The sequence below is a fragment of the Amycolatopsis sp. SB7-3 genome, from assembly GCF_041021335.1.
Lineage (GTDB): Bacteria > Actinomycetota > Actinomycetes > Mycobacteriales > Pseudonocardiaceae > Amycolatopsis > Amycolatopsis japonica.
This window is the reverse complement of sequence record NZ_JBFPJQ010000001.1, coordinates 1,284,961-1,308,728: the sequence shown is the minus strand read 5'-3', so window position 1 is coordinate 1,308,728 and position 23,768 is coordinate 1,284,961. Positions and strand designations below refer to the sequence as shown.

At 68.8% G+C, this 23,768-nt stretch carries 23 protein-coding genes; 9 read left to right on the top strand and 14 right to left on the bottom strand.

The annotated features are described in order from the left end of the window. A complete protein-coding gene (locus AB8M46_RS06330; RefSeq protein WP_394359795.1) occupies nucleotides 1–1,374 on the top strand; it encodes a UTP--glucose-1-phosphate uridylyltransferase in 1,374 nt (457 codons plus the stop codon). Here AB8M46_RS06330 and AB8M46_RS06325 read toward each other — a convergent pair. Together AB8M46_RS06325 and AB8M46_RS06320 are read right to left on the bottom strand one after the other, a co-directional pair. Further along, complete coding sequence (locus AB8M46_RS06325) at nucleotides 1,371–2,093, bottom strand: class I SAM-dependent methyltransferase (RefSeq protein WP_394359794.1); 723 nt, start codon at nucleotides 2,091–2,093, stop codon at nucleotides 1,371–1,373. The two genes, AB8M46_RS06330 and AB8M46_RS06325, sit on opposite strands and share 4 nt — an antisense overlap. A 131-nt stretch (nucleotides 2,094–2,224) precedes the next feature. Continuing rightward, complete coding sequence (locus AB8M46_RS06320; RefSeq protein WP_394359793.1) at nucleotides 2,225–2,980, bottom strand: GNAT family N-acetyltransferase; 756 nt, start codon at nucleotides 2,978–2,980, stop codon at nucleotides 2,225–2,227. Nucleotides 2,981–3,030: 50 nt separating this feature from the next. On the opposite strand from AB8M46_RS06320, the gene AB8M46_RS06315 reads away from it, so the two are divergent. Further along, nucleotides 3,031–3,354 (top strand): CPCC family cysteine-rich protein, encoded by a 324-nt coding sequence (locus AB8M46_RS06315; protein ID WP_394359792.1) that lies wholly within the window; start codon nucleotides 3,031–3,033, stop codon nucleotides 3,352–3,354. Here the strand turns inward: AB8M46_RS06315 and AB8M46_RS06310 are convergent, their stop codons facing one another. After that, nucleotides 3,355–4,089: a DUF2786 domain-containing protein gene (locus AB8M46_RS06310; RefSeq protein WP_037340562.1), complete on the bottom strand. Its 735-nt coding sequence runs from the start codon at nucleotides 4,087–4,089 to the stop codon at nucleotides 3,355–3,357. 94 nt (nucleotides 4,090–4,183) lie between these two features. Between AB8M46_RS06310 and AB8M46_RS06305 the strand changes: the two genes are divergently transcribed. Next, nucleotides 4,184–5,647: a phytoene desaturase family protein gene (locus AB8M46_RS06305; RefSeq protein WP_394359791.1), complete on the top strand. Its 1,464-nt coding sequence runs from the start codon at nucleotides 4,184–4,186 to the stop codon at nucleotides 5,645–5,647. On the opposite strand, the gene AB8M46_RS06300 is transcribed toward AB8M46_RS06305, so the two are convergent. The 5 genes from AB8M46_RS06300 to AB8M46_RS06280 all read right to left on the bottom strand — a co-directional run bounded on the left by AB8M46_RS06300 (nucleotide 5,611) and on the right by AB8M46_RS06280 (nucleotide 10,567). Then, nucleotides 5,611–6,276 (bottom strand): response regulator, encoded by a 666-nt coding sequence (locus tag AB8M46_RS06300; protein ID WP_394359790.1) that lies wholly within the window; start codon nucleotides 6,274–6,276, stop codon nucleotides 5,611–5,613. The genes AB8M46_RS06305 and AB8M46_RS06300 overlap by 37 nt on opposite strands. Next, a complete protein-coding gene (locus AB8M46_RS06295) occupies nucleotides 6,273–7,433 on the bottom strand; it encodes a sensor histidine kinase (protein WP_037340568.1) in 1,161 nt (386 codons plus the stop codon). Before AB8M46_RS06295 ends, AB8M46_RS06300 begins: the two co-directional genes overlap by 4 nt. A gap of 247 nt (nucleotides 7,434–7,680) precedes the next feature. Continuing rightward, entirely contained in the window at nucleotides 7,681–8,238 is a 558-nt protein-coding gene (locus AB8M46_RS06290; RefSeq protein WP_360120220.1) for a TetR/AcrR family transcriptional regulator, read from the bottom strand. Then, on the bottom strand, nucleotides 8,217–9,017 hold the full coding sequence (locus AB8M46_RS06285) for an SGNH/GDSL hydrolase family protein (RefSeq protein ID WP_394359789.1): 801 nt from the start codon (nucleotides 9,015–9,017) through the stop codon (nucleotides 8,217–8,219). Before AB8M46_RS06285 ends, AB8M46_RS06290 begins: the two co-directional genes overlap by 22 nt. 68 nt (nucleotides 9,018–9,085) lie before the next feature. Continuing rightward, nucleotides 9,086–10,567 (bottom strand): helix-turn-helix domain-containing protein, encoded by a 1,482-nt coding sequence (locus AB8M46_RS06280; protein WP_037340576.1) that lies wholly within the window; start codon nucleotides 10,565–10,567, stop codon nucleotides 9,086–9,088. Nucleotides 10,568–10,672: 105 nt separating this feature from the next. Between AB8M46_RS06280 and AB8M46_RS06275 the strand changes: the two genes are divergently transcribed. Together AB8M46_RS06275 and AB8M46_RS06270 are read left to right on the top strand one after the other, a co-directional pair. Then, nucleotides 10,673–12,196: an aldehyde dehydrogenase family protein gene (locus AB8M46_RS06275; RefSeq protein WP_037340578.1), complete on the top strand. Its 1,524-nt coding sequence runs from the start codon at nucleotides 10,673–10,675 to the stop codon at nucleotides 12,194–12,196. After that, nucleotides 12,196–12,579, top strand: coding sequence for a DUF779 domain-containing protein (locus tag AB8M46_RS06270; RefSeq protein ID WP_037340581.1), 384 nt, complete (start codon nucleotides 12,196–12,198; stop codon nucleotides 12,577–12,579). The genes AB8M46_RS06275 and AB8M46_RS06270 overlap by 1 nt, the downstream gene beginning before the upstream one ends. Here AB8M46_RS06270 and AB8M46_RS06265 read toward each other — a convergent pair. Beyond that, complete coding sequence (locus AB8M46_RS06265; protein ID WP_394359788.1) at nucleotides 12,533–13,105, bottom strand: TIGR03086 family metal-binding protein; 573 nt, start codon at nucleotides 13,103–13,105, stop codon at nucleotides 12,533–12,535. The genes AB8M46_RS06270 and AB8M46_RS06265 overlap by 47 nt on opposite strands. Before the next feature lie 39 nt (nucleotides 13,106–13,144). On the opposite strand from AB8M46_RS06265, the gene AB8M46_RS06260 reads away from it, so the two are divergent. Both AB8M46_RS06260 and AB8M46_RS06255 read left to right on the top strand, forming a co-directional pair. Next, a complete protein-coding gene (locus AB8M46_RS06260; protein ID WP_394359787.1) occupies nucleotides 13,145–13,840 on the top strand; it encodes an MOSC domain-containing protein in 696 nt (231 codons plus the stop codon). Then, a complete protein-coding gene (locus tag AB8M46_RS06255; protein WP_394359786.1) occupies nucleotides 13,830–14,441 on the top strand; it encodes a TetR/AcrR family transcriptional regulator in 612 nt (203 codons plus the stop codon). The genes AB8M46_RS06260 and AB8M46_RS06255 overlap by 11 nt, the downstream gene beginning before the upstream one ends. Nucleotides 14,442–14,490: 49 nt before the next feature. Here the strand turns inward: AB8M46_RS06255 and AB8M46_RS06250 are convergent, their stop codons facing one another. Both AB8M46_RS06250 and AB8M46_RS06245 read right to left on the bottom strand, forming a co-directional pair. Further along, on the bottom strand, nucleotides 14,491–16,071 hold the full coding sequence (locus AB8M46_RS06250; protein ID WP_394359785.1) for a beta-N-acetylhexosaminidase: 1,581 nt from the start codon (nucleotides 16,069–16,071) through the stop codon (nucleotides 14,491–14,493). A gap of 109 nt (nucleotides 16,072–16,180) precedes the next feature. Continuing rightward, the gene (locus AB8M46_RS06245) at nucleotides 16,181–18,052 is read right to left on the bottom strand and encodes a propionyl-CoA synthetase (protein WP_394359784.1); all 1,872 of its coding nucleotides are present in this window, start codon (nucleotides 18,050–18,052) and stop codon (nucleotides 16,181–16,183) included. A gap of 184 nt (nucleotides 18,053–18,236) precedes the next feature. Here AB8M46_RS06245 and AB8M46_RS06240 point away from each other — a divergent pair, with 184 nt between their 5' ends. Next, on the top strand, nucleotides 18,237–20,006 hold the full coding sequence (locus AB8M46_RS06240; RefSeq protein WP_394359783.1) for a serine/threonine-protein kinase: 1,770 nt from the start codon (nucleotides 18,237–18,239) through the stop codon (nucleotides 20,004–20,006). An 82-nt stretch (nucleotides 20,007–20,088) separates the two neighbouring features. On the opposite strand, the gene AB8M46_RS06235 is transcribed toward AB8M46_RS06240, so the two are convergent. Both AB8M46_RS06235 and AB8M46_RS06230 read right to left on the bottom strand, forming a co-directional pair. Further along, nucleotides 20,089–20,649 carry a hypothetical protein gene (locus tag AB8M46_RS06235; RefSeq protein WP_394359782.1) on the bottom strand — a complete coding sequence of 187 codons (561 nt, stop codon included), beginning with the start codon at nucleotides 20,647–20,649 and terminating at the stop codon, nucleotides 20,089–20,091. 103 nt (nucleotides 20,650–20,752) lie between these two features. After that, on the bottom strand, nucleotides 20,753–22,324 hold the full coding sequence (locus AB8M46_RS06230) for a dolichyl-phosphate-mannose--protein mannosyltransferase (RefSeq protein ID WP_037340596.1): 1,572 nt from the start codon (nucleotides 22,322–22,324) through the stop codon (nucleotides 20,753–20,755). A 68-nt stretch (nucleotides 22,325–22,392) separates the two neighbouring features. Here AB8M46_RS06230 and rsmI point away from each other — a divergent pair, with 68 nt between their 5' ends. Next, nucleotides 22,393–23,229: a 16S rRNA (cytidine(1402)-2'-O)-methyltransferase gene (gene rsmI, locus AB8M46_RS06225; protein WP_394359781.1), complete on the top strand. Its 837-nt coding sequence runs from the start codon at nucleotides 22,393–22,395 to the stop codon at nucleotides 23,227–23,229. Here the strand turns inward: rsmI and AB8M46_RS06220 are convergent. Next, complete coding sequence (locus AB8M46_RS06220; RefSeq protein WP_235213362.1) at nucleotides 23,226–23,702, bottom strand: QsdR family transcriptional regulator; 477 nt, start codon at nucleotides 23,700–23,702, stop codon at nucleotides 23,226–23,228. The genes rsmI and AB8M46_RS06220 overlap by 4 nt on opposite strands. Between the last annotated feature and the right edge of the window lie 66 nt (nucleotides 23,703–23,768).

The window sequence follows — 23,768 nt, the reverse complement described above, 5'->3', positions numbered from 1 at the left end:
ATGAGCTCTGACGCGCACCTGTCCGATCATTTCGCCGAAACGCTGTCGAAAATGCGTTCCGCGGGCGCCCACCCCATGGAGCTGGCGGCCCTGCGACGGCGTCTCGAGCAGCTGACCGAACCCGGCGCCGGTGAATTGCCGGGAAACGAACTCGAACCTCTCGATGACATCAGCAGGCTCGTGGATCTGCCCGAGCCGGACCCCGAAGAAGCGCGCCGGGTGCTGGACCGCACCGCCGTCCTGAAGCTCAACGGCGGGCTCGGCACGAGCATGGGGCTCACCGGCCCGAAATCGCTGCTGGAGATCAAACCGGGGAAGACGTTCCTCGACGTCATCGCCATGCAGGTGCTTTCGACCCGGGAGAAGTACAACGCGCGGCTCCCGCTGATCCTGATGAATTCGGCGGGCACCCGCGAACCTTCGCTGGAGTTGTTGAAGAAGTATCCAGATCTCGCCGACGACGTCATCCCGGCCGACTTCCTGCAGGGGCGTGAACCGAAGATCACCGCGGACGGGCGGCCCGTCGCCTGGCCCGCGAACCCGGAGCTCGAATGGTGCCCGCCGGGGCACGGCGACATCTACGTCGCGCTCGCGGTGAGCGGAATGCTCGAAACCCTGCTGGCCGAGGGAATCCGCTGGTGCTTCGTGTCCAACTCCGACAACCTCGGCGCGCTTCCGGACGCCCGGATCGCGGCGTGGCTGGCGACGGAGGACATCCCTTTCGCGATGGAGACGGTGCTCGGCACCGCGGCCGACCGCAAGGGCGGGCACCTCGCGCGGCGTGCGGGCCGGATCGTCTTGCGTGAATCCGCGCAGGTTCCCGACGGGGACGACTCGTTCGGTGACGTCGCCAAGTGGCGTTACTTCAACACCAACAACATCTGGTTCGATCTCGAACGCCTGAAGGCGCTGCAGGACGCGGACCCCGCCGCGCCGCTGCTCCCGCTGATCGTGAACCGGAAGACCGTCGATCCCGCCGACGCCGCCAGCACGCCGGTGATCCAGCTCGAAACGGCGATGGGCGCGGCGATCGGTTCGGTCGAGGGCGCGCGGGCCATCGAGATCCCGCGGAGCCGGTTCGCTCCGGTCAAGACCACCGACGATCTGCTGGTCGTCCGGTCCGATGCATACGTGCTCGACGACGGCGGGGAGATGGTCCCGGAGTTCACCACAACCCCGCCGGTCGTGTCGCTGAGCAAGGAGTTCTACAAGCTCCTTCCGGACTTCGACGCGCGTATCCCCGTCGCGCCTTCGCTCAAGGAGTGCACGAGCCTCGCGGTGGACGGCGATGTCACCTTCGGAAAGGACGTCGTCGTCCGGGGCGATGTGAAGGTCACCGGGCCGAAAACCATCCCGGACGGCGAAGTCCTCTAGCCGCGCTGGGCGACGAACACGTACTCGCGTCCTGGACGGTCGGGGGCGTCCCGGACGTCCAGGACGCGAAATCCGTGCTCCGCCAGCAGGGACTCCAGGTCTTCGCGTTCGCGGAACCACAACGTCGAGTCCGAGGTGACGACCTCGCCGTCGGGGAACCGGTAGCTGTACCGGAACGACACGAACGGGAGGTTCACTTCGGTGACCTCGCGCCACTGCTCGACCTCGCCGACGCCGGGAACGTCGATGGTTTCGTGCGCCGTGTCGGCCGCCCAGTCCTCCCACGCCCGGCGTCCGGGGCGCCGGATCTCGAAGACCAGATGACCGCCCGGCACCAGCGCGGTATGGACGCCTTCGAGGGTCCGGTTCCATTCGTCGTCGGTCAGGAAGACCTGGGCCACGTTCCCGGTCATCACCGCGAGATCGGCTCCCACGTCGCCCGCCGCTTGCGCGTCGCCATGGATCCAGGTGATCTTCCCTTCCAGGTCTTTGGCTTTCGCGACGTCCAGTGACGCCTTCGCGGGATCGACACCGACGACCTCGATTCCGCGCGCGGCCAAGAGAACGGCCAGGCAACCGGTGCCGCAGCCGACGTCGAGCACTCTCTTCGCCCCGAGCTCGCCGATGATGCCGAGGTAGTGGTCCAGGTCGTCGCGAGCGCCGTCGAAGGCGTCGTAGATCGGTGCGAGCCGGGCGTGGGCGAAGAGCGCGTCAGGCATTCGGCGACGATAGTTCCGGGACGCGTGCGGGAGCCACGGATTTACGGTCGCGCCGCCACGCCCGTTCTCCCAGTGACGCCAGCTGCGGCAACACCCGGCTGACGCCGAGCTCCTGTACATGCCGAAGAAACCTAGCCGGTGCCGGCTTCGTCCACCGGGTGCTCGAGCCAGGCGTTCGGCTCCGTGTAGACGCCGACGTCCAGCGCCGAGGAGGCGAGCACCGGCGCGATCCCGCCCGGCACGGCCGTGAGGCCGTCCTGGAGTTCGACGCCGGTCCACGCCTTCCACTGGGCGAAGGTGCCGGTGACCGTCATCGCGAACGGTGCCACTTTCCGGAACCGGGCGCCGAGCCGTTCATGCGTGCGCAGCCACGGATCCTCCGGCAGCCCGTCCGCGCGACGGCGGGCGATGTAGTCCTCAAAGGACAGTCCCGGTTCGTTCTCCTTCCCGGCCGGCCGGACCGGCACGACGAGTTTGCCCATCCCTGTTTCCGAAGCGCGCTTTTTCAACGCTTCCAACGCTTTTGTGGCCAGGCCGCCGCCACGGCGGCCTGGCGCGACCATCACTTCGAGTGCGATCAACGTATTCGTCTCACGGGAGCTCAGCAGGTCTTCCGCGGCCCAGATCAGGGCGGCGTCCCAGCCGTGGTCCGGCAGTTCCGGGCGTTCGGCGGTCGGGAAGCCGACCGGGACGGCGGCGGTTCTCGCCACGGGAACGCCGTCTTCCAGCAGCACGAGGAAGTATTCCGGCCAGCGGGCGGCCAGGTGGGACGACTTCGCCAGCAGTCCGGCCAGACCGTGCTGGAGGAATTCGCCGCCGACGCCGCCGAGGCCGAGCGCGGGCTCGCGCAGTTCGGGCCTGGTGGCCAGGTCTTCGATCACGATCATGTCCTCAGTAGACCCGAGAACACGCGATTCTCACGAGGTAGTTTTCCGGTATGACGAGAGGAAGTGGAGCGTACGCCTGTCCTTGCTGCGGCTATCTCACGCTGGGCGAGCGCGGCGCGTTCGAGATCTGCTCGGTCTGCTTCTGGGAAGACGACGGGCAGGACGACCACGACACTGACGTCGTCCGAGGTGGGCCTAACGGTGCCCTGTCACTTACGGTCGCTCGGCGGAACTTCGATCTTCACGGTGCCTGCGAAGAGGCGCATGTGCACAATGTGCGGCCTCCGGAACCGGACGAGATCCCTGTCGATGGGAGCGCTCGGCCGCTGCCCGAAGACGCGAAGGTCAGGCGGGTGAAACGGATACGGTACTGATCAGCGTACGGGCAGCGCGCGGCGCCGTCCGGTGATTCCGGTGGTGTTGAGGTTGGCGCGCTCGCCGGCGGAGTGACCGTCGAGATAGCCGCTGCCGGACAGCCGCCTCGGCGGAGCCGAGCGCAGGTCGCCGTACTGCTCGTCGTACGCCTGTTTGACCATCGCCGTCCGATCCTGGATCACCAGTTCGGCCGAGCGGTGACCGGCGGTGGCCGTATGGGTCCTGGCCGCGGTGTCCTCGCTGTTGCGGAGCCGTTCGTAGACCGCGCCGGAGAATCCGTGCAGCCACGTCCGCCGGTACGCGGCCAGCGATTCGCCCGCGAACACCCGGTTCTCCGGGCGCACCCTGGTCAGTTGGGTGGTCGCCTGCAGCAGCAGGCTCGTGTACAGCAGTTCCGTCCGCTCCAGATCGGAACGGAAACCGAACACCGTCACCGCGGTGACCGATTGGCCCAGCCGGTGCAGCAGGGCCCGGCAGCGCAGCGGATGCGCGATGTTCGTGAGCAGGCCCGCCTTGTCCCGGCTGTACGGGTTGTCGATCGGGATCTTGATCTGGGTGATCTCGTCGGCGGTCGCCCCGGAGGCGGCCAGCAACGCCTGATCGATGCCGTACCGGGCGATCAGTTCGGCGGCCTTGGTGTTGTACGACTCGGCTTCGGCCTCGGTGACCGCCGGGTCCTCCGCCTTCGCGAGGAGTTTCCGGACGCGCGCGAGCAGCGTGTCATGGTCGGGCATGGTCCTCCTTCCTGATTGGGTTGGAGCGGATCAATCTAGGAGAGAGGTCCGACAATATTCGGACGAGAGGTCCGGATCCCGGTGAGGGGGCGGTATGCCGGTGGACGTGTCGGTGGTCGGTTCCGGGCCGAACGGGCTCGCGGCGGCGGTCTTGCTGGTCAGGGCGGGGCTGACGGTCGAAGTGCACGAAGCGGCCGAAGAGATCGGTGGCGGGACGCGCACGGCTTCGCTGTTCGACGACGAGGTCCGGCACGACATCTGCGCCACCGGACATCCGCTGGCCGCGGCGTCTCCCTTCTTCCGCTGGTTCGGTCTCGCCGAACACGGTGTCGACCTTCTGCGGCCGGAGATCGCGTACGCGCATCCCCTTGGCGGTGACCGGGCCGCTCTCGCGTACGAAGATCTCGACCGGACCTGTGACGCCCTCGGCGCGGACGGTCCCCGGTGGCGGCGTCTGCTGGGCCCTCTCGCCGACCGTAGCCGCGAACTGGCCGATCTCCTGCTCGGAGACCTTCGCCGTCCGCCTCGCGACCCGCGCGCCGCGGCCCTCCTCCCGGCCAGGATCGCGCTGCTCGCGTCCGGTTCGGAGCGCCGCTTGTTCACCGGTCCGGAAGCGCCCGCGCTGCTCGCCGGGGTTTCCGCGCACGTGATGAGCCGCCAGCCCTCACTCGCCGCGGCCGGTGCGACGCTGCTGCTCAGCCACCTCGCGCACTCGACGGGCTGGCCGATCGCCCGCGGCGGAAGCCGGACGATCACCGAGGCTCTGGCCGCCGATCTCCGCGCCCGCGGCGGACGGATCCACACCGGAAGCAGGATCACCGATCTGCGGCGACTGGCGAAGTCGCGCACGGTGATCCTCGACATCGCCCCGCGTGGTTTCCTCGAAATCGCCGGCGGGCTGTTGCCGCCGCGATACCGGAAGGCGCTGGAGGCCTACCGCTACGGACCCGGCGCGGCGAAGGTCGATTTCCTGGTGTCCGAACCGGTTCCGTGGGCGGCGCCGGAGGTCGGCAAGGCGGGCACCGTCCATCTCGGAGGCACCCGAGACGAGGTCTACGCCGCCGAAAACGCCATCGTGCGCGGGCAAGATCCGGACGGCCGGTTCGTGCTCGTGTCGGATCCGATGGCGATCGATCCGTCGCGCGGGCTGCCGGGCAAGCGGCCGGTGTGGGCGTATTGCCATGTGCCGAACGGGGATCCGCGAGACGTCACCGAGCTCGTCCGGGGGCGCATCGAACGGTTCGCGCCCGGCTTCTCCGACACGATCCTGGCGAGCCGTTGCGTCACCGCGCCGGAACTGGAGGCCTACAACGCGAACTATCCCGGCGGCGACGTCGCGGCGGGCGCGGTGACTCTGCGGCAGGTGCTCGGACGGCCGGTCGCCCGGTGGAACACACACCGGACGCCGCTCGGCGGTGTCTTCCTGTGTTCGGCCGCGACGGCCCCGGGCCCCGGCGTGCACGGGATGGGCGGCTGGTACGCCGCGAAAGCCGTGCTGGGGAAGGATTTCGAGCGGGTGATTCAGGAACCGCGCGGTCGCACGAGTCCCGTTTCGTAGGCCACCACCACGGCTTGGGCCCGGCTGGAGATCCGGAGCTTGGTCATCAAACGGTTCAGGTGCGTTTTCACCGTGGCCTCGCTGACCAGCAGGCTCCGGGCGATGTCCGCGTTCGGCATGCCGGTGCCGACGAAACGCAGCACCTCGATTTCGCGTTCGGTCAGCCCGGCCAGCGCGGGCGGGGCCGCCGGCTTGTCCGGCGGGCCCTGGGTGAAGGCCTCCACCAGCCGCCGCGTGATGGTCGGGCCGAACAGCATGTCGCCGCGCGCGACGGCGTGGATCCCGGCGATCAGGGTCTCCGGCGGGCTGTCCTTGAGCAGGAAACCCGCCGCGCCCGCGCGCAACGCCGTGTAGACGTATTCGTCGAGGTCGAACACCGTCAGCATGAGCACGTGCGGCTTTTCCGCCCCGGTGTCCGCGAGGATCCGCTCGGTCGCCTTCACTCCGTCGAGTTCGGGAAGCCGGATGTCCATCAGGATCACGTCGGGACGCAGTTCACGAGCCTTCTCGACGGCTTCGAGCCCGTCTCGCGCCTCGCCCGCGACCCGGACACCGGGAACGGCTTCGAGCAGGGCGACGAATCCCGCCCGGACGAGATCCTGGTCGTCGACCACCAGCACACTGGTCACCGGGCTCGCTCCTGCGGCAGATAGGGAAGGGTCAGTTCGATCGCGAAACCACCGGATCCGGCCGGTCCCATTTCGATCGAACCACCGTACATTCTCGCCCGTTCACGCATTCCGATGAGGCCTTGTCCCGCCGGATTCGGTGGTGGTGTCCCTTCGGACGCGGAATTGCGGACACTCAGCACGAGCGCGTCTTCGCCGTATTCGAGGACGAGTTCCACGATCGCCTGATCCGCGTGTTTCAGCACGTTGGTAAGCGCTTCCTGCGCGATTCGGTAGGTGCACAGCTGCTGACCCGGCGGAAGTCGTCGCGGTTCGCCGATGGTCCGCGTCTTCACCGTGAGGCCGGCTTCACGCACACGGGTGACCAGTGCGGGAAGGTCGGCGAGGCCGGGCTGGGGGCGGTACTCGTGGGTTTCGCGCTGGGGCGGGCGCAGTACGCCGAGCAGGCGCCGCAGTTCGTCGAGTGCTTCGGTCGTGGTCCCCGTGATGGTGTCGAGTGCGGTGCGCGCGGTGTCCGGGGAGGATTCGAAGACGTACCGGGCCAGATTCGCCTGCACCGCGATCACCGAAATGTGGTGGGAGACGACGTCGTGCAGCTCGTGGGCGATACGGATGCGCTCCTCGACGACGGCCTGTTCCGCCTCGAGCCGGATCTCCCGTTCCGCGCGGACGGCGCGTTCCACCATCCGGTCCGCGCGCAGGTAGCCGAGCCGTCCGACGATGATCGTGCCCGCGCACTGCGCGAGCAGGCGGGTCGTGTCCACCACGAAGGACGGCACCTCGCCGAGCACGAGTCCCAGTTCGAAAAGGGCGATCCAGGCGATCGTCGGCGGGACGGCCTTGGCGGGTGGATACCGCGCCCACACCGTGTACGCCGCGATGAACGCCGACGGCTCGCCCAGCGTGGCCCGGTAGCCCAAAGCGGTGTAGACGGTCATGAGGGAGACCGACGCGAGCAGGACCGCGATGGGATGACGGCGGCGCATGATCAGCGGGAGGGCGATGAGCACCGCGAGGATGACGCCCGCCCCGGCCGGGTCGCCGAACGAACCGCCGCGGGGTGCCGCGCCCAAGGCGAGAAGGGTGGCCGCCGCCGCGGTGATCAGGCAGTCGATGAGCAGCGGCCGTGCGCGGAGGAGAGAGAAGAGGGACGGCACTTCCGCAAGTTACCGTCGCGGCGAGAGGGCGCCCAATTCCTGCAACCAGCGCGGTATTCAGCGCGCCCTATACCGCCAAGGTTTACCCCGGCTTCCGACTCGCGGGGATTCCGCTCGGTGATCGGTCCGGATAACGTCGGAACAGGATGGATATTCCATTCCCCGACTCGGCGAAGAGGATGACCCGCTCCGGGTAAGAGGGCCTTCGGGAGGGGATATCCGGAACAGGCCGCCTCTTCGCCGAGCTTCAGCCCAGATAGGCGTCCAATGTGACGGCCAGCGCCCGCTCCGGTGTCGGCGCGAAGCTGGCGCCCGCCAGCCCGCCCCAGAGCCACAACTGGGCGAGGCCGTGCAGGGACGCCCACAGCGACGACGCGAGCAGCCGCGGATCGGTCGCGGGATGCCAGCCGCCTTCCTGCACGTCTTCGACCAACGCGGCGAAGAAGTCGAACACCGCGCTGCTCACCCGCGTGAGCTCGGGATCGTCCGGATCGATGAGATCGCGGCGGAACATCAGCTCGAACATCGCCGGATTGGCCAGCGCGAAATCGAGATAGCCGTGGCAGGCCGCGATGAGCCGTTCGCGGGGTGTCCCGGCCGGCAGGTCGGCGCCGCGTTCGAGCAGCTCGACGTAGCCGCGGGTGGCGACCGCCGAAAGCAGCGCCGCGCGGCCGGTGAAATGCCGCAGCGGCGCGCCGTGCGAGACGCCCGCGGCCTTGGCGATCCCGCGCAGCGTCACGGCGCCGACGCCTTCTTCGGCCAGCAGGGTCGCCGCGGTGTCGATCAGGCGGGTTCGGGCGCCCACGACCGGGTCTCCGCGAGAACGGGCAGCAGGTCGGGGCGTTTCGGCAGGAAGCCGTCACCCGGCTGGCGGCCGATGAGCCGGTTGCGGAACCGGCTGACCGCGACCGGGAGGACCTCCCTGGTCAGCCAGCGCAGATCCGCGCGCAGGCCGGGCCGTCCGGCCGAACCGGGCAGCGGAGCGAGCCAGGCCGGGTCGTGGGTGACGTCGAGCTTGCCGAGCACGTGCCCGGCCAGGCGCCGGTGGCCCTGCTCGGACAGGTGCAGCCGGTCCGGGCCGAAGTAGCGGGAATCGTGTGCCGCGTCGTCCGGCCAGAGGTCGACCAGCGTCGCGCCGTAGCTGACGGACGCCTCGCGGACGGCGTCGTTCAGCGCGACGATGCGCGGGCGCATGCGGTGGCCCATCGGCATGCGGTGGGAGATGTCGCTGAGGGTGAAGGTGACGACCCGCGGCGCGATCTCGGTGCAGGCGCGGATGGCGGTGTCGACGCGGCGGGCGACCGTGCGCGCGTCCCAGCCGCGGCTCATCACGTCGTTGCCGCCGCCGAACAAGGCGATCAGATCCGGCTGGAGCCTGGTCGCCGCCGGGGTCTGCTCGGCGTGGATCTGGTCGAGCCTGCGCCCGCGGACCGCGAGATTGGCGTAACGGAAACCGGGCTCGTCCTCGGCGAGCCGGTGCGCGACGAAGTCGGCCCAGCCTCGGTAGAAACCGCCCGACGGATGCGGATCGGCCAGCCCTTCGGCGCAGCTGTCGCCGAGCGCGACGAAACGTTGGTAGCCCATCCAGATCTCCGTAACCGCGAGTTCACCTTGTAGACACTGTCTATCAAACTGATGTAGACGCTGTCTACTCAGCGGTCGAGACGGTTCCGATGGGTGAAGGCGACGGCGCGCCGCGGATCGCCGTCCGGGAGCACCCGGCACAGCGCGTCGACGATCTCCAGGTCGTCGGCCCCGCACGGGGTCTCCCAGTACGACCACAACGCCGACGCGTCGCCGCTGCCGAGGACGACCCGCCGGACCGACGCGGTGACGGCTTCGCGCTCCTCGCGTACGGCGGGGGATTCCGATTCGGCGAGCAGCGGACCACGGAAGGCGTCCGCCGCTGCCGCGACGTCGCCTCGTTTGAGCGCCGCGCGGACGCGCAGGAAGTCGGCGTCCACCTCGGCGGAAAGCCGGTACGGCCGCGTCTGCACGATGTCCGAGCCGAGCTGTGTCCGGAGCCGGTGGATCTCGGCGCGCACGGTCACCGGATTGCCGCTCTCGCCGTAGAGCAACAGGGCCAGCCGCTCCGCCGAGAGCCCGCCCGGGTTCAGCGCGAGCAGGGTGAGGATCTCCGCGTGCCGCAAGGTGAACGGCACCTCGCGACCGTCCACTGTGGTCGACGGTGGCCCGTCGGTGAGGAACTCCAGCGCGAGCCGCGGCCGCCGCGCCGCGGCCCGGTTCCGCAGGCGCAGCAGGTAACCCTCGGTCAACGGCTCCACCGTGCCCAGCCGCCCGTCGGGCAGGGTGACCGCGCCGCCGCCGGGCCGGATGTCCACAGTGGAGGGAAGGTCGCCGCAGGATTCGGCCGCCAGCACGCGGCCCTTCGCCGAGAGCAGTGCGCCCGGCGCGCCACGCAACGCTTCCAGATGGGTCATGTTCGCGGCCCGCAGCCGCTCGTCGCGCATCGCGAGCCGGGCCCGCAGCTGGCCCTCGGCGAGCTGGGCGGCCGCCGTGACCAGCGCGAGCATCGCAGGATGGACCGTCCGCAGCGGACCGCTGACGTCGATCGACCCCAGCAGCGCGCCGGTCTCCGGATCGCGTACGGGCGCCGCCGCGCAGGTCCAGCCGTGATAGGTCCGCACCAGGTGCTCGGCCGAGTAGATCTGCACCGGCTCCCCGGTGGCGAGCGTGGTGCCCATCGCGTTCGTCCCGATGACGTCCTCGCTCCAGCGCGTGCCTTCGGCGAGCATCACGCCGTCCGCGCGCCGCAGCACACCCGCGGCGCCCTCCCGCCACAGGATGTGCCCGGCCGCGTCGGTCACGATCATCATGTGCTCGGCGTCGTCGGCGATGCTCACCAGCGTCTGCCGCAGGATCGGCAGGACCGGGGCCAGCGGATGCTCGTCGCGCAGCCCGTTCACCTCGCCGGAGTCGTAGACGAGCGGGGCGACGCCGGTGTCCGGATCGACGTGCGCGGCGAGCGAGCGATTCCACGACGCGGACACGATCGACCTGGGGGAACGCGGCGCGGGAACCCCGGAGAGAACGGCGTCGTGGACGTCCTTCAGCAGCCGCGCGTACGCCTGGGGGTCACGCGGCGAGGACTCTCCAGCGGGCCGCTCTGCCACGTTTCCGAGAATAGGTGACCGCGCTCACTTCGTTGCAACGTGCGTGCAACCTCACCCGCCCTAGCTTCGCCGTCATCCGCCACCCCTAGCGATGAGGCAGGAAAGATGGCCAAGTACGCGGCACCGAACACCGAAGGCAGCGTCGTCAGCTACGAGTCGCGCTACGACCACTACATCGGAGGCGAGTACGTACCGCCCGCGAGCGGTCAGTACTTCGAGAACCCGACCCCGGTGACCGGACAGGTGTTCACCGAGGTCGCCCGCGGCACCGCCGCCGACATCGACCGCGCGCTCGACGCCGCCGAAGGCGCGGCCGCGGCCTGGGGCCGGACGTCGGTGGACGAGCGCGCGAACGTGCTGCTCCGGATCGCCGACCGGATGGAGCAGAACCTCGAAGCGATCGCCGTCGCCGAATCGTGGGAGAACGGCAAACCGGTCCGCGAGACCCTGGCCGCCGACATCCCGCTGGCCATCGACCACTTCCGCTACTTCGCCGGCGCCCTGCGCGCCCAGGAGGGCGGCATCTCCCAGATCGACGACAACACCGTCGCGTACCACTTCCACGAGCCGCTGGGCGTCGTCGGCCAGATCATCCCGTGGAACTTCCCGCTGCTGATGGCGGTCTGGAAGCTCGCGCCCGCGCTGGCCGCGGGCAACGCGATCGTGCTGAAACCCGCCGAGCAGACCCCGGCGTCGATCCACCTGCTGATGTCGCTCATCGGCGACCTGATCCCGCCGGGCGTGCTGAACATCGTCAACGGTTTCGGCGTCGAGGCGGGCAAGCCGCTCGCGTCGAGCAACCGGGTGCGGAAGGTCGCGTTCACCGGCGAGACCACCACCGGACGGCTGATCCTGCAGTACGCCAGCGAGAACATCATCCCGGTCACCGTCGAACTCGGCGGCAAGAGCCCGAACATCTTCTTCGACGACGTCGCCGCCGCCAACGACGCGTTCTACGACAAGGCGCAGGAAGGCTTCGCGCTCTTCGCGCTGAACCAGGGCGAGGTCTGCACCTGTCCGTCGCGGGCGCTGATCCAGTCCGGCATCTACGACCGGTTCCTCGGCGACGCCGTCGAGCGGGTCAAGAAGATCAAGCAGGGGCACCCGCTCGACACCGAGACGCAGATCGGCGCGCAGGCCTCCAACGACCAGCTCGAGAAGATCCTTTCCTACATCGACATCGGTCAGAAGGAAGGCGCGAAGATCCTCACCGGCGGCGAGCGCAGCGACCTCGGCGGCGAACTGTCCGGCGGGTACTACGTGCAGCCGACGGTCTTCGAGGGTGACAACAAGATGCGGATCTTCCAGGAGGAGATCTTCGGCCCGGTCGTCTCGGTGGCCAGGTTCGACGACTACGCCGACGCGCTGAAGATCGCCAACGACACCCTGTACGGCCTCGGCGCCGGTGTCTGGTCGCGTGACGGCAACACCGCCTACCGCGCCGGCCGCGACATCCAGGCGGGCCGGGTGTGGGTCAACAACTACCACGCGTACCCGGCGCACGCGGCCTTCGGCGGCTACAAGGCGTCCGGGATCGGGCGCGAGAACCACAAGATGATGCTGGACCACTACCAGCAGACCAAGAACATGCTGGTGTCCTATTCGGACAGTGCGCTCGGGTTCTTCTGATGGCCGAGCGGGTCGGCTTGACACCGGCCGCCGCGGATCTGCTGCGGCGGCTGGTGTCACTCCACGGACCGGTGATGTTCCACCAGTCCGGCGGATGCTGCGACGGGAGCGCCCCGATGTGTTACCCGGCCGGCGAATTCCGCACCGGGGCGTCCGACGTCCACCTTGGTGACCTGAGCGTCGAAGGCGTCGGCGACGTTCCGGTGTGGATGTCGGGCCCCCAGTTCGAGTACTGGAAGCACACGCATCTGACCATCGACGTCGTCCCCGGCCGGGGGAGCGGATTCTCCTTGGAGGCGCCCGAAGGGGTCCGTTTCCTGGTCCGGTCCCGGTTGTTCAGCGACGAGGAGTCGGCTGAGCTGAACGGCCCAGCAACGCGATGAGCCGTGCGCCCGGTCCGGCGTCCGGCGGTGCCTCGACAGCGTGGTCGAAGGCGCCGCCGGGTCCGCGGACCGGCGTGACGTCGGGATAGCGGCTCGCCACCTTCAACGCGGCCGTCGCGAGCTCGTCGTCCCAGCGGTGTTCACGGCCCAGGGCGGTGTTGAGGTCCCAGTCGTGGGTGAGCGTGTCGACGAACAGCACGGCCAGCGCGTTCTTCCCGGGGAGCGGGCCGAAGCTCCCGAAATCGAAAGTCCTCTCCAGCGCTTCGCCGTCAAAGGCCGCGAGGAACTCGGCGGAACTCGCTTCGTAGGACCCGGCGAGGTCGTCGTCGGCCGACGGCCGGCTCTTCATCGGCTGGCCCGTCGCCTGCGCGGTACGGGAATCGTGGCCCTCGATCAGGTGTTTCACGATGTCACGGACGGTCCATTCGGCGCAGGGGGTCGAGCGGTCCCAGTCGTCCGCGCCGATTCCGGCGATCGTGGCTCCGGTGGCCCGATGGGCCCGGGTGGTGAGTGCGATGAGATCCATCGCGGCAATGTATACGAACGATCGTGCTATCTTCTAGAGGTGAACACTCTCGAAGTGAACGAGGTCTTCGTCGGCCGTCCGTCGGTGCTGGGGACGAAGCGCGACGTGCCGGTGTACAGCGCCATCGCGAAATCGCGGGTCGAGACGCCGTTCCTGGAACTGGACGAGATCAATCTGGCCGGCGACGACCAGGCCGATCGCACCGTCCACGGCGGCGTCGACAAGGCGGTCTACGTCTACCCTGCGACGCACTACGCCTCCTGGGCGGAGCAGGGTCTCCCGGTGTCGGCGGGTGATTTCGGGGAGAACGCCTCGGTGACGGGCGCCGACGAGTACGACGTCCGGGTCGGTGATGTCTGGGCCTGGGGAGACACGCTGGTCCAGGTCTCGCAGCCGAGGACGCCGTGCTTCAAGCTCGCGATGAAGACCGGGCGGAAGGACGTCATCCCGGCGATGATCGATTCCGGTCGCAGCGGCTGGTACCTGCGCGTGCTGCGGACGGGCGTGGTGCCGACGTCGGGGCGGATGACGCTCGAAGAACGCGATCTGATGAGTCCGACGATCGCCGAGGTGTACGTCGCGTCGTTCACCAACGTCGCCCAGCTCGACGACGAGCGCAGGGAGGCGTACTGGGCCCTGGTGGACCGGGTGCTCGCGGCGCCGTCGCTTTCCCGGCAGTACCGTGACGGCCTGGCATCGGCGAAGAAGCGGCGAGAGGAGCGGAATGCCGGTTGACGGCCGGGTGGCCCGCGGTGACGCGACGAGGCGGATCGTGCTTCGGCGCGCCGTGGACATCGCGTCCGTCGAGGGGCTCGACGGGTTGTCCCTCGGCAGGCTCGCCACCGAATTGGACTTGAGCAAATCCGGCGTGTTCGCCCTGTTCGGTTCCAAGGAGGAACTGCAGCTCGCGGCGGTCGAGACGGCGAGCGCGATCTTCGCGGAGAACGTCGTCGAGCCGACGCTCGAGGTCGAGCAGGGGATCACGCGGCTGCGCGCGTTGTGCGCGAACTGGCTCGACTACTCGGAACGCCGCGTGTTCCCGGGCGGCTGTTTCTTCTTCAACACCGGCGCCGAATTCGACGCGCGGACCGGCCGGGTGCACGACGCGGTCGCGAACGCGAGCCGGGCCTTCGCCCAGTTCATCCGGTCCACCGCCGTCGAGGCGCGGAAGGCCGGGCACCTGCGTGAGTCCGTCGACGTGAACCGGCTGGCCTTCGAGCTGCACGCGCTGGGGCGGGCCGCGAACGCCGATTCGGTGATGTTCGGCGGGACCGAGCCCTACGCGCTGGCTCGGGCCGCCATCACCGCCCGCCTCGACGCCGCGGCCGTGCCATGAAAGGTCCCTTCCTCGCAAATTTTGCAAGGAAGGGACCTTTCATGGCGCGCTACTTCCAGTCGACCTGCGTGGACCGGTAGAAGTCGATGCCCTGCTGAACCCACCGCGGGCTCTGCTTCGCCAGCCGGAGCCGATAGGCGTCCCAGGTGCGGGAATCCTTCGGCGACCACCCGATCTCGGCGTACCCCGGCAACCTCGGGAACGCCATGAACTCGATGTGGTCACTGGTGATCAGCGTTTCCGACCACAGCGGCGCCTCGACCCCGATCACGTTCTTCTCCGTCACGCCCTCCAGGTACGTGGCCGGATCCCAGTCGTAGCCGGTCTTGACCTCGATCAGGCCCGCCCAGCTCAGCCCGAGCGGCGTCTGCGGGTGGTACTTCATGTCCAGGTACGCCTTGTTCGCGGGCGACATCAGGATCTTGTTGCCGCGGGCCGCCGCCGCGGCGACGTTGGCGTCCGTCCCGGTCGTGCCCCAGAACTGCGGGACGGCCGAAACCGGCGGATTCGTCTTGGCGATGTCGTGCCAGCCCGTGATCGTCTTGCCGTACTTCGCGACGATCGGGTGCACCTTCGTGGCGAAGGTCTGGTAATCGGCCGGGGTGGTCGAGTGCGCTTCGTCGCCACCGATGTTGATGTACTTCCCGGGGGTGATCGCCGACAGCTCGCGGATGACGTCGTCCACGAACTTGTAGGTGATGTCCTTGCCGATGCACAGCGAGCTGTAGCCGACCTCGATGTCCGTGCGCGGCGGTATCGGCTTGCCGTCGCAGTTCAGTTCGGCGTACGAATACTGGGCCGCGTTGGTGTGGCCCGGCATGTCGATCTCGGGAACGATCGTGATGTGCCGCGAAGCCGCGTAGCGCACCAGGTCCTTGTACTGCTCCTGCGTGTAGTAACCGCCGGGAGCGCCGCCGACGGCCGTCTGGCCGCCCACGGTCGCCAGCTTCGGCCAGCTCTTGATCTCGATCCGCCAGCCCTGGTCGTCGCTCAGGTGCAGGTGGAGGTTGTTGATCTTGTACTGTGCGATCTGGTCGATGTACAGCTTGACCTGGTCCGGCGTGAAGAAGTGCCGGGCGACGTCGAGCATCGCGCTGCGGTAGCCGAAGCGCGGATAGTCGAGCACCGTGCCGCCCGAGACCACCCACGACCGCTTCTGGACGGTCTTCGCCTCGATCGCCGAAGGAAGCAACTGACGCAGCGTCTGCACGCCGAGGAACAGGCCTTCGTCGGTGTTCGCCTTCAAGGTCACGCCGGAGGGCGACACCTTGAGCTGGTAGCCCTCGCTGCCGACGCGGTCGCCCGCGTGACCGGTTTCGAGCGAGATGGCCGGGCCGCCGCCGCGGTGGCCGCTGACGACGGGCAGCCGGTAACCGGTGGCGGGCCGGAGCAGGCCCGCCAGGTATTCGGCGACCTGCTTGCCGTCGCGGTCGGTGCGGATGACGGTCGCGGGGCCGAGGCGGAAGTTCGCGCGGGGGTCGGGTTTCGCGTCGACCGGCGCGGGGACGACGTCGGTGACGGTCCGTTCGGCCTTCGTGTGCTGTCCCGCGCTCGCCGTGGCGGGGAGCCCGAGCGTCACGAGGCTCAGGACGGCCACGCCGAGCACGGTTCTGGACAGGCGTTTACTCATGGAGCACCTCCGGTCGGGGTACCTGGAGACTCTCTTCTTCTAGAGGTATAGACCAATAGGGCAAACACGACAACACCCGATCGGACCAGTACGCCGTACCGATCACCGGTCACTCGCCGCGCAGAACCGCTTTCAGGGCATCGAGAACGCTCGCGTCCTCGATCGTCGAGGGCACCTGCTCGTCGCGGCCGTCGGCGATGCCGCGCATGGTCTTGCGCAGGATCTTCCCGGACCGCGTCTTCGGTAACGCGTCCACAATGGACACGTCGCGGAACGCGGCGACCGGGCCGATGTCGCGCCGCACCAGCGCGACCAATTCGGCCTTGAGCGTTTCGGCGTCGACGTCGGCGCCCGACTTCAGCACTACGAAACCGCGCGGAAGCTGCCCCTTGAGCTGATCGCGGACCCCGATCACGGCGCATTCGGCGACAGCGGGATGCGACGCCAGCACGGCCTCCATGGAACCGGTCGAAAGCCGGTGCCCCGCGACGTTGATGACATCGTCGGTGCGGCCCATGACGAACAGGTAGCCGTCTTCGTCGACGTACCCCGAGTCACCCGTCAGGTAGTGGCCTTCATACCGCGAAAGATACGCCTCGTGATACCGCGCGTCGTCCTGCCACAACGTCGGCAGCGATCCCGGCGGAAGCGGCAGTTTGATGGCGATGGCGCCTTCGCGCCCGGCGGGAAGCGGATCGCCGGCCTGGTCCAGGATCCGCACGTCCCAGCCCGGCACCGGTTTCGTCGCGGAACCGGGTTTGACCGGCATCGGTTCCAAACCACGCGGATTCGCGGCGATCGGCCAGCCGGTCTCGGTCTGCCACCAGTGGTCGATCACCGGTACGCCGAGCTTGTCGTGCGCCCAGTGATAGGTCTCCGGATCGAGTCGTTCCCCCGCCATGAACAACGTCTTGAATCCGCTGAGCTGGTATTTTCCGATTTCGACGCCGTCCGGATCGACCTTTTTGATCGCTCGCAGCGCGGTCGGCGCGGTGAACAACGCCTTCACCCCGTGATCGGAAATGACGCGCCAGAACGCGCCCGCGTCCGGAGTGCCGACCGGTTTGCCCTCGTACATGACCGTCGTCGCCCCGATCAGAAGCGGCGCGTAGACGATGTAGGAATGGCCGACGACCCAGCCGACGTCGGACGCCGTCCACCACACGTCGCCGGGCTGGATGTCGTAGATCGCGTTCATCGACCAGGCGAGCGCGACCGCGTGCCCGCCGGTGTCGCGCACGACGCCCTTCGGTTTCCCCGTGGTGCCGGAGGTGTACAGGATGTACAGCGGGTCGGTGGCGGCGACCGGCACCGGATCGGCGGGGGAGGACTTCGCGACCAGTTCGGCCCAGTCGGCGTCGCGGTCACCCAGTTCGGCGCGAGCGCGCTCCCGCTGCAGCACCACGACCTTGTCCGGCTGGTGGGTGGTGCCCGCGAGCGCCTCGTCGATGATCGGTTTGTACTCGACGATCCGCGTCGGCTCGATCCCGCACGACGCCGCGACGATGACCTTGGGTTTCGCGTCTTCGATCCGCGCCGCGAGCTCCTTGGGCGCGAAGCCGCCGAAAACGACCGAATGCACCGCGCCGAGCCGGGCGCACGCGAGCATCGCGACCGCCGCTTCGGGGACCATCGGCATGTACACGATGACGCGGTCGCCCTTCCCGACACCGAGGGAGGCGAGCGCGCCGGCGAAGCGCGCGACCTCGTCCAGCAGTTCCGCGTAGGTGAACCGGCGAACCGAATCGGTTACGGGCGAATCCCAGATCAGCGCGATCTGCTCGCCGCGGCCGTCCCGTACGTGCCGGTCGAGCGCGTTGAACGCCGTGTTGAGCTCGCCGTCCGGGAACCAGCGGTAGAAGGGCGCTTTCGACGCGTCGAGTGCCTGCGTCGGTGTGCGGGTCCAGTCGATCGCCTGTGCGGCTTCGAGCCAGAAACCCTCCGGGTCTTCGAGGCTCCGCTGGTACGACTCGGCGTGCATCGAATGCTCCTTCGCGTTCGGGTACGGGGACCATCATGGACTTCCGGACCGGCCGATGCCTGGTGGTAACGGCGGAGAGACGCCCGCGACAACCCGGCAACCGTGTGAGGGCATGGAGCGTCCTAAGCTGGACTAGGGGGAAAACCGCCGGAAACGGCCTCGACGAGCGAGGGGAGCAGGGTCCATGGGACTAGCGAGCGCGCTGCTTTCGTTCGCGCACAGCCTGTTCGGGCCAGGGATCTGGCCTGGGGACTGGGTGTGGGCGACGAGCACCGCGGGAGCGCTGGTCGCGCTGCTGCCCGCACTGGGAGCGATGATCGTCGCGATCATCCGCAAAGGCACCGGCAACCGCTACGACGTGGTGACCCTGTCCGTCTTCGGCGGGATCGGCGTCGTCGCCGTCTTCCTCCTGCCGTGGCTGCTGGCCACCGGGGTTTCGCAGACGTACCAGGAGGCCGCGTCCAAGTCGGGCGGTCAATCCGGCTTCTCCAGCAGTGATCTGGCGACCTACAACGCCGACTACAGCCCGCTGATCGGCAAGCAGAGCGAATACCTCGGCCGCGGCCAGAACGTGTACGAGGTCCTGTTCTACCCGAACGGGATGCAGCTCAGTTACATCTTCTACCTGATCCTGCTGGTCGGGCTGCCCGCGCTGTCGCTGCTGTTCGTGATGCTGCAGGCGCGTACCGCGTTCCGCCGCGGCCCGAAGTGGCCTTCGCGGTTCTTCTGGATCCCGTTCGTGCTGATGGTGCTGGCGAGTGTCGGCATGGGCGCGAACACGGCCGTGCACTTCTGGCTCGGGTTCTTGCCGTTCAGCGTGCTGGGCCTGATCCCGGTCGCGCTTGTCGGTCCGCCGCCGTGGTCGGTGATCAACCGGCCCGACCCGCAGCCCCGGCAGAAGGTGGAGCCGTACCGCCCGGAGCCGCCCGCCCCGAAGCCGCAGCCGCAGCTGCCGCCCCCGCCCGCCAAGCAGTACCCGGCGACCGCGCTGGCGCAGGCGCCCGAACCACCCGCGCTGGCCGCGGTCCCGGGTCCGATCCCGCCTCCGCCGGGTTCCCGTAACTCCGGCGGCAGCCGCTACAAGCGCGTCCGGCGGCTCGGCCACGGTGGCTTCGGCACCGTCTGGGAAGCGGTCGACACGCAGCTCAACCGCACGGTCGCGCTGAAGATCGCGCACGCGCCGGACCGGGACACCGAGGAACGGATGCAGCGCGAGGCCCGTGCGCTGGCCGTGGTGAACCACCCCAACTGCGTCAAGGTGTACGACCTCGTCGAGGAACCCGACGGGCTCGCGCTCGTGATGGAGTACCTCGAAGGGCGCTCGCTGGCCGAGATCGTCGACTCGCAGGGCCCGCTCGACGACATCGCCGCCGGGCGGCTCTGGTCGACCATGGCGGGCGCGCTCGCGGCGGCGCACGAGAAGGGTGTGCTGCACCGGGACCTGAAGCCGTCGAACATCATCCTCGACCGCAACGGGCTCGCCCATCTGATCGACTTCGGCATCGCCCGCAGTCAGGGCGATTCGAAGATGACCGCGACCGGGATGATGATCGGCACGCCGGACTTCGTCGCCCCCGAGCAGGCGATGGGCTCGCCGGCCAGCCCGGCGTCGGACGCCTGGCAGCTCGCCGCGACGGTGAGCTACGCGCTTTCGGGTCAGCCGCCGCGCGGTACCCGGGAGACCCCGATGGCCGCGCTGATGGCCGCGGCCCGCGCCGAACCGGTGTCGAAGCTGCCGAACCGCAGCGCCCACGCCCGGATCCTCATCGCGTCGCTCGACCAGGAGCCACGTCGCCGCCCGACGCTCACCGCCGTGCGGCGCGACGTCGAAGGCTGGCTAGCCCGGGCCGGGAAGTCGCCGGACGGCCCGGTGACGCAGATCGTGACGCGTCGCCCTCCGCAGCAGCAACCGCAGCCCCGCCAGCAGCCGCAGCCTCAGCGTCACCCGCGCTGACCTGCGAAAAGGGAGCAAGGGACCTTTGCTACCACTTGTCTCGACATCGAGATAAGTGGTAGCAAAGGTCCCTTGCTCTCCCTCAGTCGACGATGACCCAGGTCCCGCCTCGCCAGGCCATGGTGAACGTCTTGGGCTGAGCCGCCATCATCGCGATCTGCGGCGCGATCGCGCCCGGCGGGACGACGACCTTGTCCGGCCCCTTGCTCTGCAGCTTCGCCCGGTCCACGCGGGTGGCCTTCAGCTTCTTCACGTCGTCGGCCGAGAGCATCCCGAACTGCATCGGGGTGAGCTGGCGGCATTCCTTCATCCCACCGTCGAACGCCGGCCCGGTGATCCGGCAGACGGTTTCGAGGTCCTTGTCGCCCAGCGCGTGGTGGTATTCCTCCATCACGCTCGCGGCGCCGTCCGGGGTGTGCGCCACGGCGCCGCCGGCGGTGGGTGTGGTGGCCTCGGAGACGGTCGCCGCGGTCGCCGAAGGCATCGAAGCGCTGGCTTGTGTCGTGCTGGTGGCAGGCGCTTCGGAAGTGCTCGGAACGGCCGAGGTCTGCGGCGACGCCGTTCCCGGCGTCTGCTCTTCGCACCCCGCGATCAAGAACAACGCCGCGGCCGCACAGGCCGCTCCGAGCGGTCGGATCGTCATGATGCCCCCTGTAGAGCTGCTGTTGACCAGCGAAGAGTAACAACTCGGGGGCAAGTGTCACACTTGAATCGGGAAAATCACGAGGTTGCTCGACCGATCGCGCTCACTTCCAGGACGGAAGCCACAACTCGGCGTTCCAATGCTCGTTCGTGATCGCGTTGCCGTTCAGGATCGGCCACAACCAGGCGAAGTTGGCCACGACGAGCCCCACGTAGAGGGCGACGACGAGCAGGCCGGTGCCCCGCCGCTCGAATCCGCGTTTCGCGCTGCCGAGGATCTGCCCGAGGACCAGCGTCAACCCGAGTACCAAGAACGGCGCCAGCGGCGTCGCGTAGAAGTAGTACATCTGGCGGTCGAGGTTGGTGAACCACGGCAGGTACCCGGCGAGGTAGCCGACGAGCACGGCGGCGTAGCGCCAGTCCGCGCGGAAGACCGAGCGCCACACGCTCCAGCCGAGCATCGGCAGCGCCAGCCACCACATCGCCGGCGTCCCGATCAGCATCGTCGCCCGCACACAGGTCGACTCGCCGCAGCCGGTCGCGTCGGTGCCGCCCGCGTACGCGTACAGCATCGGCCGCAGCCCCATCGGCCAGGTCCACGGCTTCGACTCCCACGGATGCGGTTTGTCCTTGGGTGTCACCAGGTTCGCGTGGAAGTCGAGCACGTTCATCGAGTAGTCGCCGAGCGACCGCAACGCGGGTGGCACCCAGGCCCAGAAACCCGGATCGATTTCCTTGATCGCCACGTAGTTGCGGTCGGTCGCGGTCTCGCTCGCGAACCAGGCCCAGTAGCAGGCGAAGTACACCAGGATCGGGATGACGACGATCGCCCACAGCGCGGGCAGCACGTCGCGGCGCAGCGTGCCGACCCAAGGCCGCTGCACCCCGGCGGCCCGGCGCGCGGCGACGTCGAAGAAGACGGTGAGCAGGCCGAACGCGGCGATGTAGTAGAGCGCCGACCATTTGACCCCGAAGGTCAGCCCGATCATCAGGCCCCCGGCGAACCGCCACCAGCGGAAACCCAGCTTCGGGCCGAACCGGGATTCGTCGATCCAGCCTTCGCGGACGGCCACGGCGAGCCGTCGCCGCACCTGGTCGCGGTCGCACAGCACGCAGGCGAACGCGGCGAGGACGAACAACGCGATGAAGATGTCGAGCATGCCCATGCGTGACTGCAGGTGCAGGACGCCGTCGCTGATCACCAGGATCCCGGCGACCGCGCCGAGCAGCGTCGACCGCGTGAGCCGCCGGGCGATCCGGATGGTGAGCAACACGATCAGCGTGCCCGCCAGCGCCGGCATGATCCGCCAGCCCCAGGCGTTGTAGCCGAACAGCCACTCGCCGATCGCGATGAGATGCTTCGCCAGCGGCGGGTGGACGATCAGCTCGTAGCCGTAGTTGTCCTCGTAACCGCCGTTGCGCAGCATCTGCCACGCCTGCGGGACGTAGTGCTTCTCGTCGAAGACAGGGGTGCCCTTGTCCGTGGGCGTCCCCAGGTTCTGGATCCGGACGATGCCGCCGATGAGCGTCAGCACCAGCGTGACGATCCAGCCGCGCAGGCGGTCCGTCGGCATGCCGCGGCCGAGGAGGGTGGCCTCCCGGTCGTTCGGTGGCCTGAGCGCGTCGACCGGGTCCGGCCGCACGCTCTCGTTGTCGCGGGTCAGCAGTGCGGTCACGGGGCATGATCCTACGGGCGGAAGAGTGAACTCGGTGTCCGGATCTGCGAACCGGTTAACCTTCGGGAATGACCGAAGGACGCCTCGTGCTGGCAGCCACCCCGCTCGGAGACGTCCGTGACGCTTCGCCGCGCCTGTCCGAAGCCCTCGCGACGGCCGACGTGATCGCCGCCGAAGACACCCGGCGCCTGCGCTCCCTCACCGCCGCCCTCGATGTTTCGCCGGTCGGACGCGTCGTCAGCTTCTACGAGGACGTCGAGACCGCCCGTCTGCCGAAACTGCTCGAATCGCTGCAAGCGGGCGAGACGGTGCTTCTGGTGACCGACGCCGGGATGCCGAGCGTCTCGGATCCCGGATTCCGCCTGGTGGCGGCCTGTGTCGAGGCGGACGTGCCGGTGACCTGTCTGCCCGGCCCGTCAGCGGTGACCACGGCGCTCGCGCTCTCCGGCCTACCCTGCGACCGATTCTGTTTCGAAGGTTTCGCCCCGCGCAAGCCCGGTGAACGCGCGAAATGGCTCGGTTCGTTGAAGGACGAGCCCCGTACGGCGGTGTTCTTCGAATCCCCGCATCGCCTCGCGAGCACGCTCGCCGACGCCGCCGACGTCCTGGGTTCCGAGCGCCGTGCCGCCGTCTGCCGCGAACTGACCAAAACCTACGAAGAGGTCAAACGCGGCACTCTTCCGGATTTGGCCGCTTGGGCCGCCGAAGGGGTCAAGGGCGAGATCACCGTCGTTCTGGCGGGTGCGCCGCCGCGTTCGGTGAGCGTCGAGGACCTGGTCTCCGAGGTCTCGTCGCGGGTCTCGGCAGGTGAACGCCTCAAATCCGCCGCCGCCGAGGTCGCCGAAGCGGCCGGGGTGTCGAAGAAGGAGCTCTACGACGCTGTTCTCGCTTCCCGCAAGCGCTAGGACAGCAAGGCCGTCACGGCCGCGTGCGCCTTCCCGGCGTCGGGTTCGTCGCCGGTGATGACATCGGTGTAGATGAAGGACTCGCCGATCCGCACCAGCAGGTAAGCCAGGTCTTCGATCGGCAGCGGGGGAGTGAGCCGCCCGGCCTCGACCTCTTCGTCCAGGAACTCGCGCATCTTCGCGATCGCGCGACTCTGCACCACGCTGGCCTTCGTCGTCAGGATCCGCAACGCCCGCTCGGGCTCGTTGCGCAGGAACTCCCGGAACGGTTTCGAGCCGTTCACGGTCCGGACGAAGGTGCCGACGAGTTCCGCGATCCCTTCCGCGCCGCGCCCGAGCTTGCCGGAAGACCGCGCTTCGAAGACCTCCACGGTCATCGACCACAGGATTTCGCCGAGCAGCTGATCCCGGCCGCCGACCCAGCGGTGCAACGTCGCCCGGCTGATCCCGAGCTCGCTCGCCAGTTCGCCCATGTCCACCCGACGCCCCTCCAGAAAGCGGGCGCGCGCGATCGTGAACGCGCGCAGGGCGTCCGGGCG